Annotated in this window: 15 protein-coding genes; 8 read left to right on the forward strand and 7 right to left on the reverse strand. The window is 67.7% G+C overall.

The window, feature by feature from the left end; genetic code table 11:
* Positions 1–17: 17 nt before the first annotated feature.
* The 5 genes from WDLP6_RS13690 to WDLP6_RS13710 all read right to left on the reverse strand — a co-directional run bounded on the left by WDLP6_RS13690 (position 18) and on the right by WDLP6_RS13710 (position 5,048).
* Entirely contained in the window at positions 18–713 is a 696-nt protein-coding gene (locus WDLP6_RS13690) for an ABC transporter ATP-binding protein (RefSeq protein WP_162567732.1), read from the reverse strand.
* Positions 714–717: 4 nt separating this feature from the next.
* Positions 718–1,488, reverse strand: coding sequence for an ABC transporter ATP-binding protein (locus tag WDLP6_RS13695; protein WP_162592767.1), 771 nt, complete (start codon positions 1,486–1,488; stop codon positions 718–720).
* Positions 1,485–2,780 (reverse strand): branched-chain amino acid ABC transporter permease, encoded by a 1,296-nt coding sequence (locus WDLP6_RS13700; protein WP_162592768.1) that lies wholly within the window; start codon positions 2,778–2,780, stop codon positions 1,485–1,487. The genes WDLP6_RS13695 and WDLP6_RS13700 overlap by 4 nt, the downstream gene beginning before the upstream one ends.
* A gap of 3 nt (positions 2,781–2,783) precedes the next feature.
* Positions 2,784–3,737 (reverse strand): branched-chain amino acid ABC transporter permease, encoded by a 954-nt coding sequence (locus tag WDLP6_RS13705; RefSeq protein ID WP_162567735.1) that lies wholly within the window; start codon positions 3,735–3,737, stop codon positions 2,784–2,786.
* A gap of 72 nt (positions 3,738–3,809) precedes the next feature.
* A complete protein-coding gene (locus WDLP6_RS13710; RefSeq protein WP_162592769.1) occupies positions 3,810–5,048 on the reverse strand; it encodes a branched-chain amino acid ABC transporter substrate-binding protein in 1,239 nt (412 codons plus the stop codon).
* Between the two features lie 263 nt (positions 5,049–5,311).
* Between WDLP6_RS13710 and WDLP6_RS13715 the strand changes: the two genes are divergently transcribed.
* Positions 5,312–11,164 (forward strand): DUF7379 domain-containing protein, encoded by a 5,853-nt coding sequence (locus WDLP6_RS13715; protein ID WP_162592770.1) that lies wholly within the window; start codon positions 5,312–5,314, stop codon positions 11,162–11,164.
* Positions 11,165–11,182: 18 nt separating this feature from the next.
* On the opposite strand, the gene WDLP6_RS13720 is transcribed toward WDLP6_RS13715, so the two are convergent.
* Complete coding sequence (locus tag WDLP6_RS13720) at positions 11,183–12,826, reverse strand: 3-(methylthio)propionyl-CoA ligase (RefSeq protein WP_162592771.1); 1,644 nt, start codon at positions 12,824–12,826, stop codon at positions 11,183–11,185.
* Between the two features lie 117 nt (positions 12,827–12,943).
* Between WDLP6_RS13720 and WDLP6_RS13725 the strand changes: the two genes are divergently transcribed.
* From WDLP6_RS13725 to WDLP6_RS13745, 5 genes are all read left to right on the forward strand, one after another.
* Complete coding sequence (locus WDLP6_RS13725) at positions 12,944–14,425, forward strand: protein adenylyltransferase SelO (protein ID WP_162592772.1); 1,482 nt, start codon at positions 12,944–12,946, stop codon at positions 14,423–14,425.
* The gene (gene msrB, locus WDLP6_RS13730) at positions 14,422–14,850 is read left to right on the forward strand and encodes a peptide-methionine (R)-S-oxide reductase MsrB (protein WP_162567740.1); all 429 of its coding nucleotides are present in this window, start codon (positions 14,422–14,424) and stop codon (positions 14,848–14,850) included. The genes WDLP6_RS13725 and msrB overlap by 4 nt, the downstream gene beginning before the upstream one ends.
* Positions 14,847–15,386 (forward strand): septation protein A, encoded by a 540-nt coding sequence (locus WDLP6_RS13735; protein WP_162567741.1) that lies wholly within the window; start codon positions 14,847–14,849, stop codon positions 15,384–15,386. The genes msrB and WDLP6_RS13735 overlap by 4 nt, the downstream gene beginning before the upstream one ends.
* On the forward strand, positions 15,386–15,646 hold the full coding sequence (locus WDLP6_RS13740) for a BolA family protein (protein ID WP_162595091.1): 261 nt from the start codon (positions 15,386–15,388) through the stop codon (positions 15,644–15,646). Before WDLP6_RS13735 ends, WDLP6_RS13740 begins: the two co-directional genes overlap by 1 nt.
* 105 nt (positions 15,647–15,751) lie before the next feature.
* A complete protein-coding gene (locus WDLP6_RS13745) occupies positions 15,752–16,537 on the forward strand; it encodes a foldase protein PrsA (RefSeq protein ID WP_162567742.1) in 786 nt (261 codons plus the stop codon).
* Between the two features lie 144 nt (positions 16,538–16,681).
* On the opposite strand, the gene purL is transcribed toward WDLP6_RS13745, so the two are convergent.
* Positions 16,682–20,791, reverse strand: coding sequence for a phosphoribosylformylglycinamidine synthase (gene purL, locus WDLP6_RS13750; protein ID WP_174259936.1), 4,110 nt, complete (start codon positions 20,789–20,791; stop codon positions 16,682–16,684).
* 126 nt (positions 20,792–20,917) lie between these two features.
* Between purL and map the strand changes: the two genes are divergently transcribed.
* The gene (gene map / locus WDLP6_RS13755) at positions 20,918–21,742 is read left to right on the forward strand and encodes a type I methionyl aminopeptidase (RefSeq protein WP_162592773.1); all 825 of its coding nucleotides are present in this window, start codon (positions 20,918–20,920) and stop codon (positions 21,740–21,742) included.
* A 29-nt stretch (positions 21,743–21,771) separates the two neighbouring features.
* Positions 21,772–24,360: a [protein-PII] uridylyltransferase gene (locus WDLP6_RS13760; RefSeq protein WP_162595093.1), complete on the forward strand. Its 2,589-nt coding sequence runs from the start codon at positions 21,772–21,774 to the stop codon at positions 24,358–24,360.
* Positions 24,361–24,362: the final 2 nt, after the last annotated feature.

The following is a 24,362-nucleotide window of genomic DNA, read 5'->3' on the forward strand; positions in this document are numbered from 1 at the left end:
CAAACGGCCCGAAGCGTTCAGACTTCGAGCCACTCCTTGCGGGTGGCCGCATCGGCGCGCAGGCTGTCCGGCGTGCCGTCGAACACGATGCTCCCATGGCCCATCACCAGGGCGCGGTCGGAGATCTGCATCGCGATCGTCAGCTTCTGCTCGATCAGCAGCACCGAGATACCCTTGTCCTTGAGCGTGCGCAGATACTCGCCGACCAGTTCGACGATCTTGGGCGCGAGGCCTTCGGTCGGCTCGTCGATGATGATCAGGTCGGGGTCGCCCATCAGCGTGCGGCACAAGGTCAGCATCTGCTGCTCGCCGCCGGAGAGCACACCGGCCTCGGTGTGCTGGCGTTCCTTCAGGCGTGGGAACATGCCGTACATGTCCTCGAACTGCCAGCGGCTGCCGGTGCCCTTGCCCTTCTGTCCCAAGAGCAGGTTCTGGTGCACGGTGAGCTTGGGGAAAATGTCGCGGTTCTCGGGCACATAGCCGATGCCCAGGTGCGCGATCTCGTAGGCCTTGCGGCGCAGGATGTCCTGCTCCTTCCAGCGCAGCGTGCCTTCGGCATGCACCAGGCCCATGATGGCCTTGGCGGTGGTCGAGCGGCCGGAGCCGTTGCGGCCCAGCAGCGCGACGATCTCGCCCGGACCGACGTCGAAGGAAACGCCATGCAGCACATGGCTCTTGCCATAGTAGGCGTGGATGTCTTGCAGCTTGAGCATGTCGTCAGTGTCCCTGCCCTTGCGCATCGGCCACGGAGGAGCCGAGGTAGGCCTCCTGCACGCGCGCATTCGCGCGCACCGCGGCCGGCGTGTCGAAGGCGATCACCTCGCCGTAGACCACCACCGCGATCTTGTCGGCCAGGCCGAACACCACGCCCATGTCGTGTTCCACCGTCAGCAGCGTCTTGCCGACCGTGACCTGCTTGATCAGCGCGATGAAGTGCGCGGTCTCGGTCTTGCTCATGCCGGCGGTCGGCTCGTCGAGCAGGATCACGCTGGCGCCGCCGGCGATGGTGACGCCGATCTCCAGCGCGCGCTGCTCGGCATAGGTGAGGTTCACCGCCAGCACGTCGCGCTTCTTCTCCAGGCCGACCTGGCGGATCAGCGCCTCGGTGCGCTCGTTGGCATCGTCCAGGCGCGACAGGAAGCGCAGGAAGGTGTAGCGGTAGCCCAGGCTCCACAGCACGCCGCAGCGCAGGTTCTCGAACACGCTGAGCTTGGGGAAGATGTTGGTGATCTGGAAGCTGCGCGACAGGCCGAGCCGGTTGATCTCGAAGGGCTGCTTGCCATTGATGCGCTGGCCGTTGAGCAGCACCTCGCCGCTGGTGGGCGCGAGCCGGCCGCTGATCAGGTTGAAGAGCGTGGACTTGCCGGCGCCGTTGGGTCCGATGATCGCGATGCGGTCGCCGGCCTCGATGGCGAGATCGACGCCGCGGATGATCTCGGTCTTGCCGAAGGTCTTGCGCAGGCTCTTGAGTTCAAGTGCAAGGGTCATGCCACCTCCCTGCGCTTGAGTTCCAGCTCGATCTCTTCCTGCGCATGCCCCCAGGTCCGCACGAAACGCCGACGCACGATCTCCAGGAGGATCAGCCCGACCACCAGCATGGCGGTGCAAACCAACCAGCTCGTGGGCGCCGAGGTATCGAGCGTCATGCCGGCGAAGGCGAGTTCCGGCCCGAGGGCCGCATCGAGTTGCATGTGATAGATCATCTCGACGATGGCCGCAGCGCCCGCGATGACGAGCGCGCCGGTCGCGATCAGGCCCGCGTAGAGCACCCAGAAGCGCTTGAACTTGCCGAATTTCGCGACTCGCAGGTTCATCATGATCAGGCTCGCGACGCCGCCGGGTGCGAACATGACCATGAAGAGAAACACCAGGCCGACGTACAGCAGCCAGGCCTTGCTGAGTTCCGACAGCAGCACCAGCGCGAACACCAGGAGCGCCGCGCCGATGATCGGCCCGAAGAAGAAGGTCGCGCCGCCCAGGAAGGTGAACAGCAGGTAGCTGCCCGAGCGCAACCCGTTCAGGCTGTCCGATGCGTTGACGATCTCGAAGTTGATGGCGTTGAGCCCGCCGCCGATGCCGGCGAAGAAGCCCGCGATGATGAAGGCGAAGTAGCGCACGCGCTGGGTGTTGTAGCCGATGAAGGCCACGCGCTCGGGGTTGTCGCGCACCGCGTTCAGGATGCGGCCGAGCGGCGTGCCCGTGAAGGCGTACATCAGTGCCGTGCAGACAAAGCAATACACGGCGATCAGGTAATAGACCTGGATCTGCGGGCCGAAAGTCAGGCCGAGGAAGGGCGCGCCGTAGACCCGGTTGGTCGTGATGCCGCCCTCGCCGCCGAAGAAGCTCGGGAACATCAGCGCCATCGAAGCCACGAGCTCGCCGATGCCGAGCGTGATCATCGCGAAGGTGGTGCCGGACTTCTTGGTCGTCACGAAGCCGAACAGCACCGCGAAGAACATGCCGCCCAGCCCGCCGGCCAGCGGGATCAGCACCAGCGGCAGCGGGAGGTGGCCGGCAGTGGCCAGGTTCATGGTGTGGATGGCGATGAAGGAGCCCAGCCCGACGTAGACGGCATGGCCGAAGCTCAGCATGCCGCCCTGCCCCAGCAGCATGTTGTAGCTCAGGCAGATGATGATGAGGTAGCCGATCTGCGACAGCATGGTCAGCGCGAGGCTGCTCCTGAACAGCAGCGGCGCGACGATCAGCGCGATCGCGAACAGCGACCAGATCCCGATGCGCCCGATGTTCCAGGGCTTGAAGCGGTAGTACTGCGTGGCCATGCGTCAGTCTTCCCGCGTACCGAGCAGGCCCTTGGGCCTGAAGATCAGGATCAGCACCAGGAACAGGTAGGGCAGGATCGGCGCCACCTGCGAGATCGTGAGCTTGAGCAGTTCGTAGCCCGGTGTCTGCTCCGTCACGGCGACGCCGAGCGCTTGCAGCCCGGTCGCCAGCGACTGGTCCATCGCCACCGCGAAGGTCTGGATGATGCCGATCAGCAGCGAAGCCAGGAAGGCGCCCGCCAGCGAGCCCATGCCACCGACCACGACGACGACGAAGATGATCGAGCCGACCGAGTTGGCCATGGCCGGCTCGGTGATATAGGTGTTGCCGCCGATCACGCCGGCCAGTCCCGCCAGCGCGGCGCCGCCGCCGAACACCAGCATGAAGACGCGCGGCACGTTGTGGCCGAGCGCCTCGGCCATCTCCGGGTGCGTGAGCGCAGCCTGGATCACCAGCCCGACGCGGGTGCGCGTGAGCAGCAGCCAGACCGAGATCAGCATCAGCACGGCGACCAGCATGATGAAGGAGCGCGATTTCGGGAACTGGGTGCCGAACAGCGTGAAGAGCGGCCCCTGCAATTGCGTCGGCAAGCCGTAGGGCACGGTGGAGCGGCCCCAGATCAGCTGCACCAGTTCGAGGATCAGGTAGGACAGTCCGAAGGTCACGAGCAGCTCGGGCACATGGCCGAACTTGTGCACACGCCGCAGGCTGTAGCGCTCGAAGGCCGCGCCGAGCGCGAACACGATCAGCGGCGCCAGCACCAGCGCCGGCCAGAAGCCGACCACGCCCGAGATCGTGTACGCCAGGTAGGCGCCGAGCATGTAGAAGCTGGTGTGGGCGAAGTTCAGCACGCCCATCATGCTGAAGATCAGCGTGAGGCCGGAACTCAGCATGAACAGCAGCAGCCCGTAACTCACGCCGTTGAGCAGCGAGATGACGAAGAATTCAACGTTCATCGGTCCTCGGGATCAAATGGAAATGAAAAAGGCCCGAGTGTTGAAGTCGGGCCTCGACCGGTCAAGCCGCCATCAGGGGCTGCCCGGCCGCTTCATCTGGCACGAGGTGGGCGTGCTGGCCACGTAGGCGTCGTAGTACTTCACCGGTGCCAGCGTGTAGCCGGTGTTCTCGGGGCTGTACGGGTACTTGGCGCTGGCCTTCTCCCAGCGGGCGATGTACAGGCCCTGCTGCATCTGGTGATCGCTCTTGCGCAGTTCGACGTCGCCGTTGAAGCTCTTGAACTTCATGCCTTCCATGGCGGCGGCGACCTTGACCGGATCGGTCGACTTGGCCTTGACGAAGCCTTCCACCAGGGCCTGGAACACGGTGTAGACGTCGGAGGTGTAGAGATCGTCGTTGAACTTCTTCTTGAACTCGTTGGCATAGCGCTGCATGTCGCCGCCCATGTTGTAGTGGGCATAGCCGACCTGGTAGACCTTGCCGTCGGAAGCCGCACCCATGGCGGTCGGCGTGCCGGTGGTCACGGCGTAGTAGGTATAGAACTTGACGTTGAGGCCGGCGTCGTTGGCGGCCTTGATCAGCAGCGCCAGGTCGGAACCCCAGTTGCCGGTGATCACGGTGTCGGCACCCGAGGCCTTGATCTTGGCGATGTAGGGCGAGAAGTCGCGCACCTGTGCGAGCGGATGGAGGTCGTCGCCGACGATCTGGATGTCCGGGCGCTTGGCCTTCAGGTCTTCCTTGGCGAACTTCGACACCTGCTGCCCGTGCGAGTAGTTCTGGCCGATGATGTAGACCTTCTTGATGTCCGGCTGGTCCTTCATGTAGGTGGTCAGCGCTTCCATCTTCATGGAGGTGTCGGCGTCGAAGCGGTATTGCCAGTAGCTGCACTTGCTGTTGGTCAGGTCGGGGTCGACGGCCGCGTAGTTCAGGTAGAGCGCTTCCTTGCCCGGGTTGCGCGCGTTGTTCTTTTCGAGCGCGTCGATGATCGCGAGCGCCGCACCCGAGCCATTGCCCTGCGCGACGTAGCGCGCGCCCTGGTCCATGGCCGAGCGCAAGGCGCTGGTGGTTTCCTGCGGGCTGAGCTTGTTGTCGATGCCGATGATCTCGAACTTCACGCCGGCCGCGTTCTTCTTGCTGAATTCCTCGGCGAAGAACTGGAAGGTCTTGAGCTGGTTGGTGCCGACCGAGGCCATCAGGCCCGACAGCGGATCGATCCAGGCGATCTTCACGGTTTCGCCCTTCTGGGCAAAGGCGCCGGTGGCGCTGGCGGCCAGAACGGCGGCGGTTACGAGTCTCAGGTGAAAGTTCACGATGTATGTCTCCTGGTCTGCTGTCAAGGCGAGATGAGGTTACAAGCCTTTGGCACCTCGCCCGTCAGGGAATGCCCGTAAGCGCCCTGCCGCCGGAGCGGTTTCTATCACCCATGCGACAGCGCCGCCCGCGCCGTTCTACCGGGCGGTAGGACGAGCCATCGCGGCCGATGCCATGGGCGCGCCGGCGCGCTCCCACCTCGTTTGGCGTATTGACGAAGCCCGACCGCCGGCGCTACATCGCGGCACGAGGAGGGAACGCCATGCCACCCGAGACACGGCCCGCAGAGATGAACGCGTTCGACCTGCTGATCCGCAGCCACCTGGACGAGATCGCCACCGTGCAGCAGGGCGCCCGCGGCGCCGGCGCGGGCGACGGCTTCGACCCGGACCAGTACGCCGCGGCCGACGTGCTGAGCGTCCATTTCTCGGATGGCTCCGTGCTGCACACCTCGCCCGCCGAATTCGCCGCGCGCCATGCGTCCGCAGCATCCCTCGCCGCGGTGGTGGAAGCGCGCGGACGAGGCGCCGACGGGCCGGCGCCGGCGCGTCCCGAGCACCGGCCCCGCGTGGTCCTTCCGTTCGAACTCCAGCGCCCGGCCGAGGCGACCCGCAGCGGCGGCGCCGGCCCGGCAGCTACACCCGTCGAGATGTACAGGATCGCGCGGCTGACGCCGCCGACGCTGCTCGACCGTCTCTACGACACCGGCGCGATCGCGACCGATGTCATCGACCGCTGGCTCGGTGCCAGGCCGATGCACGCAGGCGCATGGGTCGCGGCCGGGCTCTGCGCGACCTACGAAGACGCGGTGCTCGACGCCGGCGTGGGCCGCGCCGGCGGCTGCCTGCTCGAATGGGCGGCGGCCGAATGCGACTGGCGGCCGTGCGAGCTGTCGCAGGCGGCGCCGCGCGACAGGATCCTGCTGTTCCTCCACGGCACCGCGTCGAGCACGCGCGGCAGCTTCAGCCGGCTCTGGATGCCGGATGCCAAGGCGGACAGCGCGGAGCGAAAGACGGCCGCGCCGGATTTCCTGGCGCTCTGCAGCCGCTACGACAGCCTGCTCGCCTGGGAGCACCGCAGCCTGACCCGCAGCCCGATCGACAACGCCATCGAACTGCTCGAGGCGCTCGATGCCATGCCCGAGGCGGGCACCATCGATCTGGTGTCGCACTCCCGCGGCGGCATGATCGGTGAACTGCTGTGCCTCGCCGGTGCCGGCAGCATCACGACGACGCAATGGACGCAGCTCGAGGCGCTGTTCAAAAGGGCTTACGAAGGCGGCCACCCGGACGGCACGCCGGCCGACGGATCCCGGATCGAGCGCCTCTTCGCGCTGCTCGCCAAAGGCGCGCGCTTCAGGATCGGCACCTTCGTGCGGGTCGCCTGCCCGGCGCGCGGCACCTTGCTGGCCGACCGCCGCACCGACCTGTACCTGTCGCTGATGCTGCGCGCCATCGGGCTGGCCTTCGGCACCAACGGCGTAACGATGTACGAGCGCTTCAACGGCTTCGTGCGTTCGCTGGTGGCGGCGCGCGGCGATGCGCGCAGCATCCCCGGGCTGGAAGCGATGATCCCGGGCTCGCCGCTGACCCTGGCGCTGAACGGCTGCACGGTGGTGCTGCCCGAACGCCTGCGCGTGATCGCGGGCGACAGCGACGGCCTCGGCTGGGGCGGCCTCACGACGATGTTGGGCGACCTCTTCTACGGCCTGCACGATCACGACTTCGTCGTGCACACCCATTCCATGTTCGGCGGCTTCGAGCGCGCCGATGCCAGAAGCCTGCGCGTGGCCGACAAGTCGGTCACCCACTTCGGCTATTTCAAGGCCGACGCACTGTCGCGGCGGCCCTTGATGGGCGTGCTGGCCGGGCAGGACGACGGCTGGCTGTCGCTGGCCGAGGACGAGCGGCGCACGCGCGGCCTGCTGCAGGCGCTGACCGCCGATCCGCGTTCGCGCTGGCCGCGGCAGCGCTGGCTCGCAGCGATCGGCCAGATGCCGGCGCGGCCCGTGCTGGTGGTGCTGCCGGGCATCATGGGCAGCGAGCTGAGCTGTCTGGATGGCCAGCCCGGGGAACGCGTCTGGCTGTCTCCCTCGGCCGCGCTGAAGGGCGAACTCGCGAAGCTCGAGTGGCTGACGCAATCCGCGCAGGCGCTGGGCGCCTCCGGCCTGGTGGCGATCGCCTATGAACGCCTGCTGGAGCGCGCGAGCGCGCAGTTCAACGTCGTGACCTTCCCCTACGACTGGCGCGCGCCGATCATGGACAGCGGCCGCGCGCTGGCCGGCCTGCTGCGCGACATCCGGCAGTTGGCGCCCGCGAACCCCATCCACCTGATCGCGCATTCCATGGGCGGGCTGGTCGCACGCGCCGCGCTGCTCCAGGATTCGCCCGCGCTCTGGACCGAGCTCAAGCAGCGCGGCAGCCGCCTCCTGATGCTCGGCACGCCCAATGCGGGCTCCTATGCGCCAGTCATGCTGCTGATGCAGCAGCATCGGCTCGGCCAGTGGCTCGCCATGGCGGCCCGCAAGGTCACGCCGGAGGACCTGGCCGGCTGGGGCGGCCGCTTCGAAGGCCTGATGGACATGCTGCCGCACGACGCCGATCCCACCTTCGGCGACTGGTTCGTCCCCGCGACCTGGGACCGGCTGCTGCGCGAGGACCGCCGCGCGCACGCGCCCGACCCGGGCACGCTGGAGCGCGCCGGCCGCTTCCGAGCGGCCATGCAGGCGAGCTTTGCCGACCTGAAGAAAGATCCGAACGTCCTCTACGTCGCCGGCCAGGGCGACACCCCGGTGGCGCTGGTGAAGGTCGAGCCGCAAGCCTGGGCGGGCTTCGGCGAGATCGCGCAGACCGACACCGCCGGCATCGCCTTCGGCTATCGGCGCGAGGGCGACGGCACTGTCGGCTGGAACTCGACGCTCGACGGCCAGCGCACCTGGTACGCCGCGTGCGGACATGGCGACCTGGCCGACCATGTCTCGGCCTTCGAGGCGTACTTCGAGCTGCTCCACACCGGCCGCACCGCGGCGCTGCCGCAGCAGCGGCCGGTGTCGCGCGCAGCGCCCGATGCGGCCTCCGATGCGCCGCAGGCGCCGATGCTTCGCCCCGCCGAGGAAACGCTGCCGAGCCTGCCCGCCGATCCGATGGCCTTCCTGCTCGGCATGCGCTCGCAGGCGCCGGCTGCCACGGCGCCGCAGCCGATCGAGGTCCGGGTGGTGCACGGCAGCCTCGACTACGCACGCTTCCCGCTGATCGTCGGCCACTACCTGAACGAGCGGCTGATCGGCGCCGGCAAGCGCGTCGACGAGAAGCTCGGCGGGATGCTGCAGCGGATGCTCGACCTGCACCTGTTCGAGGGCGCCTCGCGCACCGGCATCTACCTGCGTCCGAGGACCGAGGACGGCAAACCGCCCTCCTATCCCGGCACCCTGGTGCTCGGCCTCGGCACGGTGGGCGAACTGACGCCGGCTTCGCTGGCCGACACCGTCACGCGCGGCCTGCTGCGCTTCGCCTTCGAGCATGTGCATGTCGATCCCTTCGTCGACCGGCACGACCCGGTGCAGCTGCGCCTGTCGACGCTGCTGATCGGCACCCACGTGCATGCGATCTCGGCGCGCGACAGCCTGACCGGCGTGCTGAACGGCATCTGGCGCGCCGCCCAGCTGCTGGCGCGCGACGCACCGATCGGGCGGCCCGTGTGCCTGGCCGAAGTCGAGATCGTCGAGATCATCGAATCGGTCGCGCTCGATGCGGCCTACGAACTGCGCGACCTGCTGCGCCGCCCCGAGTGGCGCCAGCGGCTGACCTGGCGCAAGCAGGTGCTCGAGATCCGCGACGGCGGGCTCAGCGGCTACCGCCCGCGCTACTCGAACACCGTATGGCAGCGGCTGGTCGTGCAGAAGCAGGAAGGGCTGGCCGGGCTGCACTACTCGCTGATCGCCGAGCGCGCACGGGTCGAATCGACGCGCACCTTCTCCGACATCGGCAGTCTCGCGCCGTACATCGCGCGCGTCAGCAACGAAGAGGCGCTGCGCAGCGCCAGCGAAGGCAGCGGCACCGACCTGGGCCGCGTGCTGTTCCAGCTGCTGCTGCCGCAGGATCTGAAGAGCCGCATCGCCAACTTCGAGAACACGATCCTGGTGCTCGACGACGAGGCGGCCAGCCTGCCCTGGGAACTGCTCAGGCCGCCCGCGCGCGATGCCGGCCGGGTCGAGGAAGCCTTTCCGCTGGGCGTGCAGGCCGGCCTGATCCGGCAGCGCAGCACCGAGGATTTCCGCCGCCTGCCCAACATTTCCGACGGCTGGGATGCGCTGGTCGTCGGCGCGACGAGCACCGAGGGCTGGAAGAACGCGCAGGGCCAGCCGCTCGCCTATGCGCCGCTGGCGGGCGCGCTGCGCGAAGCCGAACTCGCGGTCGACGCGCTGACCGGTGACGATCGGCCCTGGCGCATCAAGCCGCTGATCGGCCCGCTCGTGACCTTCGAGCAGGTGCGCACCGAATTGCTGGCGCGGCCTTGCCGCCTGCTCCATCTGTGCGGCCACGGCGTGGTCGACCAGTGGGTGGCGAACGAGACCGTCCGGGGCGGAGAGCGCCGTCCGGTGACGAAGACCGGCATGGTGCTGAGCCATCAGCAGATCCTGACCGCGGCCGACGTGGACCAGATGGACCCGGCCCCCGAGTTCGTCTTCATCAACTGCTGCTACTCGGCGCGCGATTCGGCGGCCGATGCGGCATCGGCGGAGGGCCGGCGCAACTACCCCGTGCTGGCCGCCAGCCTGGCGCTGCAGTTCATCCGCATGGGCTCCAAGGCGGTGGTCGCCGCGGGCTGGCAGATCGAGGACGATGCCGGGCAGGCCTTCGCCACCTCGCTCTATCAGAGCCTGCTCGACGGCAGCACCTTCGGCGAAGCGGTCCATCGCGCGCGCAGCCATGTGTGGGACAGCAGTTCGCAGCGCGGCAACACCTGGGGTGCGTACCAATGCTATGGCGACGCCGAATGGCAGCTGGCCAAGAGCGAGGCGCGCGCCGGCGCCGCCGTCCGGCGCGAAGGAAGCTCGCGGCTGCGCGGCATCGAAAGCTGCATGAGTCCGCGCGAGCTGGCCCAGCGCGTGATGCAGGCGGTCGCGCTGGCCGGAGACAAGCCGCAGGCGGAGCTGAAATGGCAGCTGTCGGAGCTGGAGCGCAGCCTGGCCGACGATCCGGACCGCAAGAGCTGGCTCAATGCCTCGGTGGTCCACACGGCTTTCGGCGAGGCCTATCGCGAGCTCGGCGCGCACCGCGATGCGCTGCGCTGGTTCCAGAGCGCTGCCCGCATCGCCTACTCGAAGCTCCAATTGCGCCAGATCGAGCTGATGGCGAATTCACTGTCCCGCATCGAGCAGGGCGATGGCGCGCCCGATCCGCACAACGCCTCGGCGGCGCTGCTGAAATGGCTCGACGGCCTGGCCGACGACAGCACGCGATGGCCGCTGCCGGCCGACGTTCCCGACGAGCAGGCGGTGAACGAGAGTGCCGCCTCCGAGCATCTGTGCCTGCTCGGCGGCGACAAGCTGCGCCAGGCTGCGAAGGACGGTGCGCAGCGCACCGCGCTGCTGGACCAGGCTGCGGATTGCTTCCGGCGCGGCTACGAGAACAAGTGCGGCAAGCCGCGCGACAGTGCCGACCGGCGTGCCTTCGCGCTGTCCAATGCCTTGCTGGCGGGCGCGCTCGCCGATCTGTCGCGCGGCGACGCGGCACCGGATGCGCAGCTGCATCGGGCGCTGCAGGAGGCGGTGTCCGATCTCATCGCAGAGATCGACGCCGAAAGCCTGTCGACGCGCTTCTGGCACTACACCAACACGCTCGAACTGCTGACGGCCAGCAACCTGCGCACGGCGGTCGACGGCGGTGCGACGAAGACCGATGAACTGGACCGCGCGCGCCGGCTGCTGCAAGGCGCGATGGAGCGCTGGCCTTCTCCCGCCGAGCGCGAAAGCCTGGAGCATCGCTTCCAGCTCATGAAGCAGGTCCTGGCAGCGGCCGAGCGCAGCGCCAGGGAACCCGAACTCGCGAAGCTCGCGCGCTGGGCCGACGATGCCCTGGCGTGCATTGCCAAGCCGCGGGCCGAGCGCCTCTGACGCGCGCCGCCGCCGTTCTCAGACGCCCGGCAGCTTGTAGTCGCGCAACTGCTCGCGCAGCCGGGTCTTGAGGATCTTGCCGGTCGCGCCGAGCGGGATCGATTCGACGAACACCACGTCGTCCGGGATCTGCCACTTGGCGGTCTTGCCCTGGTAGAAAGCCAGCAACTCGTCGCGCGTGACTTGCGCGCCGGGCTTCTTCACCACGACGACGATCGGGCGCTCGTCCCACTTCGGATGCGCCACGCCGATGCACGCCGCCATCGCGACCGCCGGATGGGCGACGGCGATGTTCTCGATGTCGATCGAGCTGATCCATTCGCCGCCGGACTTGATCACGTCCTTGCTGCGGTCGGTGATCTGCAGGTAGCCGTCGGCATCGATGGTGGCGACGTCGCCGGTGGGGAACCAGCCTCGGCCCTGGTCGTCGGGGATCAGCGGATCGCCGCCCTCGCCCTTGAAGTATTCCTTGACGATCCACGGGCCCTTGACCAGCAGGTCGCCGTAAGCCTTGCCGTCCCAGGGCAGCTCCCCGCCCTCGCCGTCGACGATCTTCATGTCGACACCGAAGATCGCCCGGCCCTGCTTCATGCGGATCGCGGTCTGCTGCGCCTGCGGCAGGCCGAGGTGCTTGTTCTTGAGCGTGCACAGCGTGCCGAGCGGCGACATCTCGGTCATGCCCCAGGCATGCAGCACCTCGACGCCATAGACCTGCTGGAAGGTGTTGATCATGGCCGGCGGACAGGCCGAGCCGCCGATCACCGTGCGCTTCAAGGTCGAGAACTTCAGCTCGTTGGCCTGCATGTGGCCGAGCATCATTTGCCAGACCGTCGGCACGCCGGCGGCAAAGGTGACCTTCTCGGACTCGATCAGGTCGAACACCGATTTGCCGTCGAGCGCCGGACCCGGAAACACGAGCTTGGCGCCGACCAGCGCGGCCGAGTACGGAATGCCCCAGGCGTTGACGTGGAACATCGGCACCACCGGCAGCACCGAATCGCGCGCCGACAGGCACATCACGTCGGGCAGGGCGGCGGCATAGGCATGCAGCAGCGTCGAGCGATGGCTGTAGAGCGCGGCCTTGGGATTGCCGGTGGTGCCGCTCGTATAGCACATGCTGGAGGCGGAATTCTCGTCGAAGCTCGGCCAGGCGTAGGTGGTGGAACGCTGGCCCATCCAGGCCTCGTAACTGACCAGATTGGGCACGCCGCTGTCGGCCGGCAGCTTGTCGGCATCGCACAGCGCGATCCACTTGCGGATGGTGGTGCACTTGGCATGCATGGCCTGGACGATCGGCAGGAAGCTCAGGTCGAAGCAGAGGATCTGGTCTTCGGCATGGTTGGCGATCCAGGCGATCTGGTCGGGATGCAGCCGTGGGTTGATGGTGTGCAACACGCGGCCGGTGCCGCTCACGCCGTAGTAGATCTCGACGTGGCGGTAGCCGTTCCACGCCAGTGTCGCGACCCGGTCGCTGAACAGCAGCTGCTCGTCGTCCAGTGCGTTGGCGACCTGCCGCGAGCGCGCGGCGATCTGGCGCCAGGTGGTACGGTGAATGTCTCCTTCGACACGCCGCGAGACGATCTCGGCGTCGCCGTGATGGCGCTCCGCGAACTCGATCAGCGACGAGATCAAGAGCGGTTGGTCCTGCATCAAACCCAGCATCGCGCAAACTCCTCGAATTGGTAAAAAAGCGTTGCCATCAGTATTGCGCAGCGCAGCAGACAGGCGATGCGGGAATGCCCGCGGTGCGGCCTTTCGAAGTGCCGGACAATCGCAGGCATGACCCTGATTTCAGAGGCTGCGCTGGCGGCCGACACCGGCCTGCAGTGGAACCACCGCTTCGCGACCCTGGGTCCGGCGTTCTACACGCGGCTGCAGCCGACGCCATTGCCGGAGCCTTACTGGGTCGGCCGCAGCGAAGGCCTGGCGCGCGAGCTCGGTCTGGATGCCGGCTGGTTCGCCTCGGCCGAGGCGCTCGAGGTCTTCACCGGCAACGAACTGCTGGCCGGCAGCGATCCGCTGGCCAGCGTCTACAGCGGGCACCAGTTCGGCGTCTGGGCCGGCCAGCTGGGCGACGGCCGCGCCATCCTGCTGGGCGAGACGCGCAGCGGCTGGGAGCTGCAGTTGAAGGGCGCGGGCCTGACGCCCTATTCGCGCATGGGCGACGGCCGCGCGGTGCTGCGCTCCAGCATTCGCGAGTTCCTGTGCAGCGAGGCCATGCATGCACTCGGCATCCCGACCACGCGCGCGCTGTGCGTGACGGGTTCGGATGCGCGCGTGCGGCGCGAGGAGATCGAGACCGCGGCCGTCGTCACGCGCGCCGCGCCCAGCTTCATCCGCTTCGGCCACTTCGAGCATTTCGCGGCCAACGGGCGCGACGCCGAATTGCGGACCCTGGCCGATCACGTCATCGACCACTTCTATCCGGCCTGCCGCACCACGTCCCGCTTCGACGGCAACGCCTATGCCGCGCTGCTCGAAGCGGTGAGCGAGCGCACCGCCGCCCTGCTCGCGCAATGGCAGGCGATCGGCTTCTGCCATGGCGTGATGAACACCGACAACATGAGCATCCTCGGCCTCACCATCGACTACGGGCCGTTCCAGTTCCTCGACGGCTTCGATCCGCGCCACATCTGCAACCACAGCGACACCGCCGGCCGCTATGCCTTCAACCAGCAGCCCAACGTGGCCTACTGGAACTTGCATTGCCTGGCCCAGGCGCTGCTGCCGCTGATCGGCGACCAGGAGATCGCGCTCGCTGCGCTGGCGTCGTACCGGACCGTGTTCCCGGACGCCTTCGAGGCCCGCATGCGGGCCAAGCTCGGGCTCGCGGATTCGGCCCCTGCTGACCGCGTGCTGATCGAGGACGCGCTCAAGCTGCTGGCCAAGGAAAAGGTCGACTACACGATCTTCTGGCGCCGGCTGTCGGCCTGCGTGGCGGACGGCAACCCGGAGCCGGTGCGCGACCTGTTCCTCGACCGGGCCGGGCTCGACGCCTGGCTGCTATCCTTTTCAGAGCGGCGAGCCCAGACGCCATCGGAGCTGGCCGCCGGGCTCATGCGCCGGACCAATCCGAAGTTCGTGCTGCGGAACCACCTGGGCCAGCAGGCGATCGAATCGGCGCTGCAAAAAGACTTCTCGGGCGTCGCCACCTTGCTCAGGCTGCTCGAATCCCCATTTGAAGAACATGCCGGCCACGAGGCTTTCGCCGGCTTCCCGCCCGACTGGGCTTCCACCATCGAGATCAGCTGCTCATCATGACCGCACCCCTGCCCCGAACCGATGCCGAATGGAAGGCGCTGCTGGCCGAGAAAGGCGCCGAGCGCGGCGCCTTCGAGGTCACGCGCCATGCGGCCACCGAACGTCCCTTCACCGGCAAGTACGAAGCCCACTGGGAAGACGGCACCTACCACTGCATCTGCTGCGGCGCCAAGCTGTTCGAGTCGGCCACCAAGTTCGATGCCGGCTGCGGCTGGCCCAGCTTCTCGCAGGAGGCCGTGCCCGGCGCGATCAGGAACATCGTCGACCGTTCGCTCGGCATGACGCGCACCGAGAACGTCTGCGCCAACTGCGGCGCCCATCTGGGCCACGTGTTTCCCGACGGCCCGACCGAGACCGGCCTGCGCTACTGCATGAACTCGGCCTCGCTCGATTTCCAGAAGAAAAGCGGTTCGGACGGCACATGAAACTGATCCTCGACTTCTTTCCGATCCTGCTGTTCTTCGGCGCGTTCAAGCTCTACGACATCTACATGGCGACCGGCGTGCTGATGGCCGCGACGGTCGTGCAGATGGCGATCATCTGGTTCATGCACCGGCGACTGGAGCCGATGCAGAAGGCGACGCTGGTGCTGATCCTGCTCTTCGGCGCGCTCACGCTGGCGCTGCACGACGACCGCTTCATCAAGTGGAAGCCGACGGTGCTGTACGGCGCGATGGCCGTGGCACTGGCGGTCGCGCTGTGGGGATTCAGGAAGAATTTCCTCAAGATGCTGCTGGGCGCGCAACTCGAATTGCCGGCGCAGATCTGGGGTCGGCTCAACGTCGCCTGGATCGGGTATTGCCTCTTCATGGCCGTCGTCAACGGCTATGTGGCGGCGTATTTCAGCACCGAGGCCTGGGTCAATTTCAAGCTCTGGGGCTATGCGTTCCCGATCGTCTTCCTGGTCGCGCAGGGCCTCTACATCTCGCCCCACCTCAAGTCGGACGAGCCGGCCGCATGATGCCGCCCACCGCCACCCAGCTCGAGGGACGCCTGCGCGATGCGCTCGCACCCACGCTGCTCGAAGTGATCGACGAAAGCGCCGCACACGCCGGCCATGCGGGCGCCGGCCCGCAAGGCTACGGCACCCATTTCCGGGTGCGCGTCGCCTCGCCGCTGTTCGCCGGAAAGGCCCGCGTGGCGCGGCATCGGCTTGTGTATGATGCGCTGCAAGTTTTCATCGCACAGGGCCTTCACGCGATTGCCATCGAGACGCTTTGAAGCGCTTCTTTTGACTCACCGCCGCCATTGCGGGCGGCGCATCCACCCCCCTCTTTTTCATTCCAGCGCTTTTCCATGGCGCGCATCCCCCCCGGAGTCTTCCTCATGAAAAAACAACTCTTGCAAGGCATTGCCGCAGCCGTTTTCTTCGGCGCACTGCCGGTCGCTGCGCTGGCGCAGAACGTCGCCGTCGTCAACGGCAAGCCGGTGCCCAAGGCGCGCATGGACGTGCTGGCCCAGCAGCTGGCCAGCGCCGGCCGGCCGGTCACGCCCGAGATGCAGCCGCAGCTGAAAGAAGAAGTGATCGCGCGTGAAGTCTTCATGCAGGAAGCGCAGAAGCAGGGCCTCGACGCCACCGACGACTACAAGAACCAGCTCGAGCTGGCGCGCCAGGCCATCCTGATCCGCACGCTGTTCGACAACTACCGCAAGCAGAACCCGATCTCGGACGCCGACGTGAAGGCCGAGTACGACAAGTTCGCCGCCGCCAACAGCGGCAAGGAATACAAGGCACGCCACATCCTGGTCGAGACCGAGGACCAGGCCAAGAAGATCCTGGCCGACCTCAAGAAGGGCGCGAAGTTCGAGGACATCGCCAAGAAGCAGAGCAAGGACCCGGGTTCGGGCGCCAACGGCGGCGACCTCGACTGGGCCGCACCGGGCAGCTTCGTGCCCGAGTTCTCGGAAGCGATGATCAAGCTCAAGAAGGGCGAGACCACGACCGTGCCGGTCAAGTCGCAGTTCGGCTACCACATCATCCGCGTCGACGACATCCGCCAGGCGCAGATGCCCAAGCTCGAGGAAGTCAAGCCGCAGATCGTGCAGCAGTTGCAGCAGCAGCAGTTGCAGAAATACCAGGAAGAACTGCGCGCCAAAGCAAAGGTTGAATAACCCCCAGGCTTGCCCACTTCGTGTGGCCGCCCACCCCCTTTCAGGGGGCAACACCGGCGGACCGGCGGAGCCGGATCCGCGGTGTTTCTGGAACAAGAAAGCGGCCCATGGGCCGCTTTCTTGTTGGTGTCGGAGCTACAGTCTTCAACCCACCCACTTTCTGGCGTTGCGCCAGATCCGCATCCACGGGCTGAACTCGCTCTTGTCGCCCGAAGTCCAGCTCATCTGGACGTTGCGGAACACGCGTTCGGGATGCGGCATGGTCGCGGTGAAGCGGCCGTCGGACGTGGTCACCGCAGTGAGGCCGCCGGCGCTGCCGTTCGGGTTGAAGGGATAGGCCTCGGTCGGCTGGCCGTGGTTGTCGACGAAGCGCATCGCGGCAGTGGCCCGGGCCGGATCGCCGCGATGCCGGAAGTCGGCATAACCCTCGCCATGCGCCACCGCGATCGGCAGGCGGCTGCCGGCCATGCCGGCGAAGAAGAGGCTTGGTGAGTCGAGCACCTCGACCATCGCCAGCCGCGCCTCGAAACGCTCGCTCTGGTTGGTGGTGAAGCGCGGCCAGGCCTCGGCGCCCGGGATGATGTCGGCCAGTTCGGCAAACATCTGGCAGCCGTTGCAGACGCCGAGCCCGAAGGTGTCGCCGCGGCCGAAGAAGCGCGCGAACTGATCGGCCAGCCTCGGATTGAAGGTGATGCTGCGCGCCCAGCCGATGCCGGCGCCCAGCGTGTCGCCGTAGCTGAAGCCGCCACAGGCGACCACGCCCTTGAAGTCGGCCAGGTCCGCCCTGCCCGTCTGCAGGTCGGTCATGTGAACGTCGAAGGATTCGAAGCCCGCCTCGGCAAACGCATAGGCCATCTCGACATGCGAGTTGACGCCCTGCTCGCGCAGGATCGCGACCCTCGGTCTGGCCAGGTTCAGGAAGGGCGCGCCGACGTCGTCGGCGGCGCCCGGCGCCAGCAGCACGTGCGCGCCGGGATCGGCCGGATCGCCGGCGGCCGCGTGCTCGGCATCGGCGCAGGCGGGATTGTCGCGCTCGCGGCAGATCTTCCAGCTCACCGCGTCCCACACCTGGTGCAGGTCGTGCAGGCTGGCGCTGAAGACCGCCTTGGCATCGCGCCAGACCTCGAGCTTGCCCTTGCCCGCATCCATCGCGGAACTGGCCGGCCGGGTCTTGCCGACGAAATGGCTGTGGGTGCTCAGGCCGTGCGCGCGCAAGGTCTGCATGACCTCGTTGCGCTCGGCGGTGCGCACCTGCAGCAACATGCCCAATTCTTCGTTGAAAAGCGCCTTGAGCGTGAGTTCCTCGCGCCGCGCGCTGACTTGCCCGGCCCAGTTCTTGGCGTCGCCGTATTCGGCGCGGCTGTCGCTGATGCCGTCGCCTTCGGTCACGAGCATGTCGACGTTGAGGGCCACGCCCACGTGGCCGGCAAAGGCCATCTCGCAGGCGGCGGCGAACAGGCCACCGTCGCTGCGGTCGTGCAGCGCGAGGAGCTTGCCCTCGGCGCGCAGCGCGTTCACCGCGGCCACGAGATTCACCAGGTCTTCGGGACGGTCGAGGTCGGGCACCACGTCGCCGCTCTGGCCCAGGGTCTGCGCCAGGATGCTGGCCGCCATGCGCTGCCGGCCGCGGCCGAGGTCGACCAGCACCAGCGTGGTGTCGGGCTCGACGGCATCGAGCTGCGGCGTGAGCGTGCCCCGCACGTCGGCCAGCGTGGCGAAGGCACTCACGATCAGGCTCACGGGCGAGGTGACTTTCTTCTGCACGCCATCGTCCTGCCACTGGGTGCGCATCGACAACGAGTCCTTGCCGACCGGGATCGACACGCCGAGCGCCGGGCACAGTTCGAGGCCGACGGCCTTGACGGTTTCGTAGAGCGCCGCGTCCTCGCCCGGTTCGCCGCAGGCGGCCATCCAGTTGGCCGAGAGCTTGACGCGCGAGAGTTCGATCGGCGCTGCCAGCAAATTGGTGATGGCCTCGCCCACCGCCATGCGGCCCGAGGCCGGCGCGTCGATGGCGGCCAGCGGCGTGCGTTCGCCCATGCTCATGGCCTCGCCCGCGAAGCCCGCGTAATCGGCCAGCGTCACGGCGCAGTCCGCCACCGGCACCTGCCACGGGCCGACCATCTGGTCGCGGTGGCTGAGGCCGCCGACCGTGCGGTCGCCGATGGTGATGAGGAAGCGCTTGGAAGCGACCGTGGGATGAGACAGCACGTCGATCGCAGCCTTCTGCAAGTCGACGCCGGTCAGGTCCAGCGGCTTGAAGCGGCGCGCGAGGGTCGTAACGTCGCGCAGCATCTTCGGGGGTTTGCCGAGGAGAACGTCCATGGGCATGTCGACGGCCGGGTGGCCCTCACCCCAACCCTCTCCCAGAGGGAGAGGGGGCAAGTCCGCTCGGCTCCCTTTCCCCTCTGGGGAGAGGGTCGGGGTGAGGGGCACGCCCTGCGCCACCACCAGTTGCCGCTCCTCGGTCGCGACGCCGACCACTGCGAACGGGCAGCGCTCGCGCTCGCAGAACGTGCGGAACTGCGCGAGCGATTCCGGCGCGATCGCCAGCACGTAGCGCTCCTGGCTCTCGTTGCACCAGACCTCCTTGGGCGCCATGCCCGACTCCTCGAGCGGCACCGCGCGCAGATCGAAGCGTGCGCCGCGGCCGGCGTCGTTGGTGAGTTCGGGAAATGCATTCGACAGGCCGCCCGCGCCGACGTCGTGGATCGCCAGGATCGGGTTCGCGTCGCCCTGCTGCCAGCAGTGGTTGATGACCTCCTGCGCGCGCCGCTCGATCTCCGGGTTGCCGCGCTGCACCGAATCGAAATCGAGTTCGGCCGCATTGGCGCCCGTGGCCATCGAGCTGGCGGCGCTGCCGCCCATGCCGATGCGCATGCCAGGGCCGCCGAGCTGGATCAGCAAGGCGCCGGCCGGAAAGCGGATCTTCTTTGTCTGCGTCGCATCGATGCTGCCCAGGCCGCCGGCGATCATGATGGGCTTGTGATAGCCGCGCTGCAAGGTATCGATGTCGCTCACGATCGACTGCTCGTACTCGCGGAAATAACCCAGCAGGTTCGGTCGGCCGAATTCGTTGTTGAAGGCGGCGCCGCCGAGCGGCCCCTCGGTCATGATCTGCAGCGGGCTCGCGATGTGCGCGGGCTTGCCGAAGCCGTTCTCGGCCGGCCACAGCGTCGACACGGTGAAGCCGGTCAGGCCGGCCTTGGGTTTCGAGCCGCGGCCGGTCGCGCCCTCGTCGCGGATCTCGCCACCGGCGCCGGTCGAGGCGCCCGGAAAGGGCGAGATGGCGGTCGGATGGTTGTGGGTCTCGACCTTCATCAGCACGTGGCTGCGGGCCTGCGCCTTGCCGTAGCGGCCCGATCCGGAGGCAGCGACGAAGCGCTCGATCTGCGTGCCCTCCATGACGGAGGCGTTGTCGGAATAAGCGATCACCGTGTGCTGCGGGTTCTGGCGCTCGGTGTGGCGGATCATCGAGAACAGGCTCTGCGGCTGCGCCACGCCGTCGACGATGAAATCGGCGTTGAAGATCTTGTGCCGGCAGTGTTCGCTGTTGGCCTGAGCGAACATCATCAGCTCGACGTCGCTCGGATTGCGGCCGATGCGGGTGAAGGCGTCGACCAGGTAGTCGATCTCGTCCTCGGCCAGCGCCAGGCCGAAGGTGGTGTTGGCCGCCACCAGCGCCGCGCGGCCGCCGCCCTGCACGTCGACCTGCGCCATCGGCTGCGCCGGCAGCTCGGCGAACAGGCTGGCGGCCTGGTCGAGCGTGGCCAGCACGGACTCGGTCATGCGGTCGTGCAGCAGCGCTGCGACGGCGGCCAGTTGGTCTCCTTCGAGCGTCGGCGACTTGCCGAAGGCCTTGTCCAGCAGGGGCGCCTTGAGCACCAGGTGGTACTGCGTCACGCGTTCGACGCGGCGCAGCGCGAGGCCGCAGTTGTGGGCGATGTCGGTCGCCTTCGAGGCCCAGGGCGACACCGTGCCCAGGCGCGGGGTGACCACGACCGTCGGGCCGGCCTTTCCGGGCGCGGCGAAGGGTTCGCCGTAACTCAGCAGCGCCTCGAAGCGCGCGCGGTCCGCATCCGCGAGCGCCGCGTCGGTCACCACCAGGTGGACGTGGCGGGCGCCGATGCCCTCGATGCGCGGTTCGATAGCCTGCAGGCGCGGCAGCAGCTGGCGCGCCCGGAAATCGCTGAGTGCGCTGCCGCCCTCGAAGAAGGTCACCACGGGGACGACGGGATGGGCAGACGGGTTCACGGGCAACGTCACGTTCGGATCGGCCGGCAGGCCGCGTTGGGAGTCAAGCAATGAGGCGGCGGCCGCTGACTGGGGCCATCCGCGATAACCCTGAAGTTTAACGGGCTCGATGGGATAATTCGGGGCATGAGCATTACCTACAAAGACGCCGAAGGCGTGGCCGGCATGCGCGTCGCGTGCCGCCTCGCGTCCGAGGTGCTGGATTACCTGACCCCGCACATCCAGCCCGGCGTGACCACCAACCAGATCGACAAGCTTGCGCACGACTACATCACCGGGGTCCAGGGCGCGATCCCGGCGCCGCTCAACTACATGGGCGCCAGCAGCACGCCCTACCCCAAGTCGATCTGCACCTCCGTCAACCACGTGGTGTGCCACGGCATCCCGAACGACAAGCCGCTCAAGAAGGGCGACATCGTCAACTGCGACATCACCGTCATCAAGGACGGCTGGCACGGCGACACCAGCCGCATGTTCGTGGTCGGCGACGCCTCGATCGCAGCCAAGCGCCTGTGCGCCTTCACCTACGAAGCCATGTGGCACGGCATCGTCAAGGTCAGGCCCGGCATCCACCTGGGCGACATCGGCTTCGCGATCCAGCGCTTTGCCGAGAGCAACGGCTTCTCGGTGGTGCGCGAGTTCTGCGGCCACGGCATCGGCCGCGGCTTCCACGAGGAGCCGCAGGTGCTGCACTACGGCAAGCCCGGCACGCTGGAAGAACTCAAGCCCGGCATGACCTTCACCATCGAGCCGATGATCAACGCCGGCAAGCGCGACATCAAGGAAGACGCCAAGGGCGGCCAGTACGACGGCTGGACCATCGTCACGCGCGACCATTCGCTGTCGGCGCAATGGGAGCACACGGTCCTGGTCACCGAGACCGGCTACGAGGTGCTCACGCTGTCCGCCGGCAGCCCCCCGCCGCCCGCTTTCGTCAGCGCCGCGGCCTGACGCCGTATCGGCCGCCCGTGGCTGCCATCATGGTCGACATCCCGTCGCTGCGTGACGCCTATCGCGCGCGCAAGCTCGCGCTGTTCGACCAGTTGCGCAGCGCGCGCGCGCCGACGCGCAGCGTCCACACCGCATTGCGGCAGCTGTCGGCGCTGGCCGATGAAACGCTGGGCGCACTGTGGGCCGAGGCCGGATTCGCGCATGCGTTCGCGCTGGTCGCGGTCGGCGGCTTCGGGCGCGGCGAGCTGTTCCCCTATTCGGATGTCGACGTGCTGCTGCTGCTGCCCGACGATCATGCGGCCGACATCGCGCCCGAGCGGCTCGAAGCCTTCATCGGCCAGTGCTGGGATGCGGGCCTCGAGATCGGCTCCAGCGTGCGCACGGTCGATGAATGCCTGGCCGAGGCCTCGAAGGACGTCACGGTCCAGACCTCGCTGCTCGAATCGCGGCTCGTGGTCGGAGACAAGCGGCTCTATGCGGGATTTCGCAAGCGCTTCCTCGCTGCCATCGACCCGCAAGCCTTCTACGCCGCCAAGTCGCAGGAGATGCGGCACCGCCACCAGAAGTTCGACAGCACGCCCTATGCGCTCGAACCCAACTGCAAGGAATCGCCCGGCGGCCTGCGCGACCTGCAGACCATCCTGTGGATGAGCAAGGCGGCGGGCTTCGGCAACCGCTGGGACGACCTCGCGAAGTCCGGCCTGGCCACGCCCTTCGAGGTGCAGCAGATCAAGCGCAACGAGGCGCTGCTGAGCCTGATCCGCGCGCGCCTGCACGTGATCGCCAACCGCCGCGAGGACCGGCTGGTGTTCGACCTGCAGACCGCCGTCGCCGCCAGCTTCGGCTATGCCGGCGAGTCCCAGCGCAGGGCGAGCGAAGCGCTGATGCGCCGCTACTACTGGGCCGCCAAGGCGGTGTCGCAGCTCACGCAGATCCTGCTGCTCAACATCGCCGAACGCCTGCAGCCGCAGGCCGAGGAAGCGACGCGCATCAACGACCGCTTCTTCGAGAAGGCCGGGCTGATCGAGGTGGCGAGCGACGATCTCTACCTGAAGGATCCGCACGCGATCCTCGAGACCTTCCTGCTCTACCAGAAGACGATCGGCGTCAACGGCCTCGCGCCGCGCACGCTGCGCGCGCTCTACAACGCGCGCCATGTGATGGACAGCAAGTTCCGCAACGACCGCGTGAACCACATGACCTTCATGCGCATGCTGCTGGAGCCGCGCGGCATCACGCACGCGCTCAGGCTCATGAACCAGACCTCGGTGCTGGGGCGCTACCTGCGCGTGTTCCGCAGCATCGTCGGGCAGATGCAGCACGACCTGTTCCACGTCTACACGGTCGACCAGCACATCCTGATGGTGCTGCGCAACGTGCGGCGCTTCTTCATCGCCGAGCATGCGCACGAGTATCCGTTCTGCTCGCAGCTCGCCGCGGGCTGGGACAAGCCGTGGATCCTGTACGTCGCCGCGCTGTTCCACGACATCGCCAAGGGCCGCGGCGGCGACCACTCCGAGCTCGGTGCGCGCGACGTGCGGCGCTTCTGCCGCCAGCACGAGATCGAGCGCGAGGACAGCCGGCTGATCGAGTTCCTGGTGGCTGAGCACCTGGTGATGAGCCAGGTCGCGCAGAAGCAGGACCTGAGCGACCCGGAGGTGATCGGCGCCTTCGCCAAACGCGTGGGCAACGAGCGCTATCTGACGGCGCTGTACCTGCTGACCATCGCCGACATCCGGGGCACCTCGCCGCGCGTGTGGAATGCCTGGAAAGGCAAGCTGCTCGAAGACCTCTACCGATCGACGCTGCGCGCGCTGGGCGGACGCATGCCGGATCCGGGCGCCGAGGTCGAGGCGCGCAAGCGCGACGCGCTGATCCAGCTGGCGCTGTATGCGCAACCCTTCGAGGCGCACAAGGCGCTGTGGGAGACGCTCGACGTCGGCTACTTCATGCGCCACGATGCGTCGGAGATCGCGTGGCACACCAAGCAGCTGTCGCGCCACGTGCCGCCGCGCGGCATACCGGTCGATCCGCATGCGCCGGCCCTGGTGCGCGCCCGGCTGTCGCCGGTGGGCGAAGGCCTGCAGGTGGTCGTGTACACGCCCGATCAGCCCGACTTGTTCGCACGCATCTGCGGCTACTTCGATCAGGCCTCGTTCAGCATCCTGGATGCCAAGGTCCACACGGCGAGCAACGGCTATGCGCTGGACACCTTCCAGGTCGTCGCGACCTTCATTCCCGAGCATTACCGCGACCTGATCAGCATGGTCGAGACCGGGCTGGCGAAAACGCTCGGCGAAGCCGGGCCGCTGCCGCCGCCGAGCAAGGGCCGCGTCTCGCGCCGGGTGCGGAGTTTTCCGATCAAGCCGCGCATCAGCCTCCTGCCCGACGAGAAGGCGCAGCGCTGGCTGCTCAACATCTCGGCCAGCGATCGCACCGGCCTCTTGTATTCGGTCGCACGCGTGCTGGCGCGGCATCATCTGAATCTTCAGCTCGCGAAGGTGACGACGCTCGGCGAACGGGTCGAGGACACCTTCCTGATCAGCGGACCGGAATTGCAGGGGCAGCGCGCGCAGCTGGCGATCGAGACCGAACTGCTCGAGGCGCTGGCGGCCTGAGC

The organism is Variovorax sp. PBL-E5 (assembly GCF_901827185.1).
In the GTDB taxonomy this organism is placed as follows: Bacteria; Pseudomonadota; Gammaproteobacteria; order Burkholderiales; family Burkholderiaceae_C; genus Variovorax.

Coding starts and splice junctions, on each gene's coding strand:
- WDLP6_RS13690 (WP_162567732.1), bottom strand. CDS start 713: ATGCTCAAGCTGCAAGACATCCACGCCTACTATGGCAAGAGCCATGTG.
- WDLP6_RS13695 (WP_162592767.1), bottom strand. CDS start 1,488: ATGACCCTTGCACTTGAACTCAAGAGCCTGCGCAAGACCTTCGGCAAG.
- WDLP6_RS13700 (WP_162592768.1), bottom strand. CDS start 2,780: ATGGCCACGCAGTACTACCGCTTCAAGCCCTGGAACATCGGGCGCATC.
- WDLP6_RS13705 (WP_162567735.1), bottom strand. CDS start 3,737: ATGAACGTTGAATTCTTCGTCATCTCGCTGCTCAACGGCGTGAGTTAC.
- WDLP6_RS13715 (WP_162592770.1), top strand. CDS start 5,312: ATGCCACCCGAGACACGGCCCGCAGAGATGAACGCGTTCGACCTGCTG.
- WDLP6_RS13720 (WP_162592771.1), bottom strand. CDS start 12,826: ATGCTGGGTTTGATGCAGGACCAACCGCTCTTGATCTCGTCGCTGATC.
- WDLP6_RS13725 (WP_162592772.1), top strand. CDS start 12,944: ATGACCCTGATTTCAGAGGCTGCGCTGGCGGCCGACACCGGCCTGCAG.
- msrB (WP_162567740.1), top strand. CDS start 14,422: ATGACCGCACCCCTGCCCCGAACCGATGCCGAATGGAAGGCGCTGCTG.
- WDLP6_RS13735 (WP_162567741.1), top strand. CDS start 14,847: ATGAAACTGATCCTCGACTTCTTTCCGATCCTGCTGTTCTTCGGCGCG.
- WDLP6_RS13740 (WP_162595091.1), top strand. CDS start 15,386: ATGCCGCCCACCGCCACCCAGCTCGAGGGACGCCTGCGCGATGCGCTC.
- WDLP6_RS13745 (WP_162567742.1), top strand. CDS start 15,752: ATGAAAAAACAACTCTTGCAAGGCATTGCCGCAGCCGTTTTCTTCGGC.
- map (WP_162592773.1), top strand. CDS start 20,918: ATGAGCATTACCTACAAAGACGCCGAAGGCGTGGCCGGCATGCGCGTC.
- WDLP6_RS13760 (WP_162595093.1), top strand. CDS start 21,772: ATGGTCGACATCCCGTCGCTGCGTGACGCCTATCGCGCGCGCAAGCTC.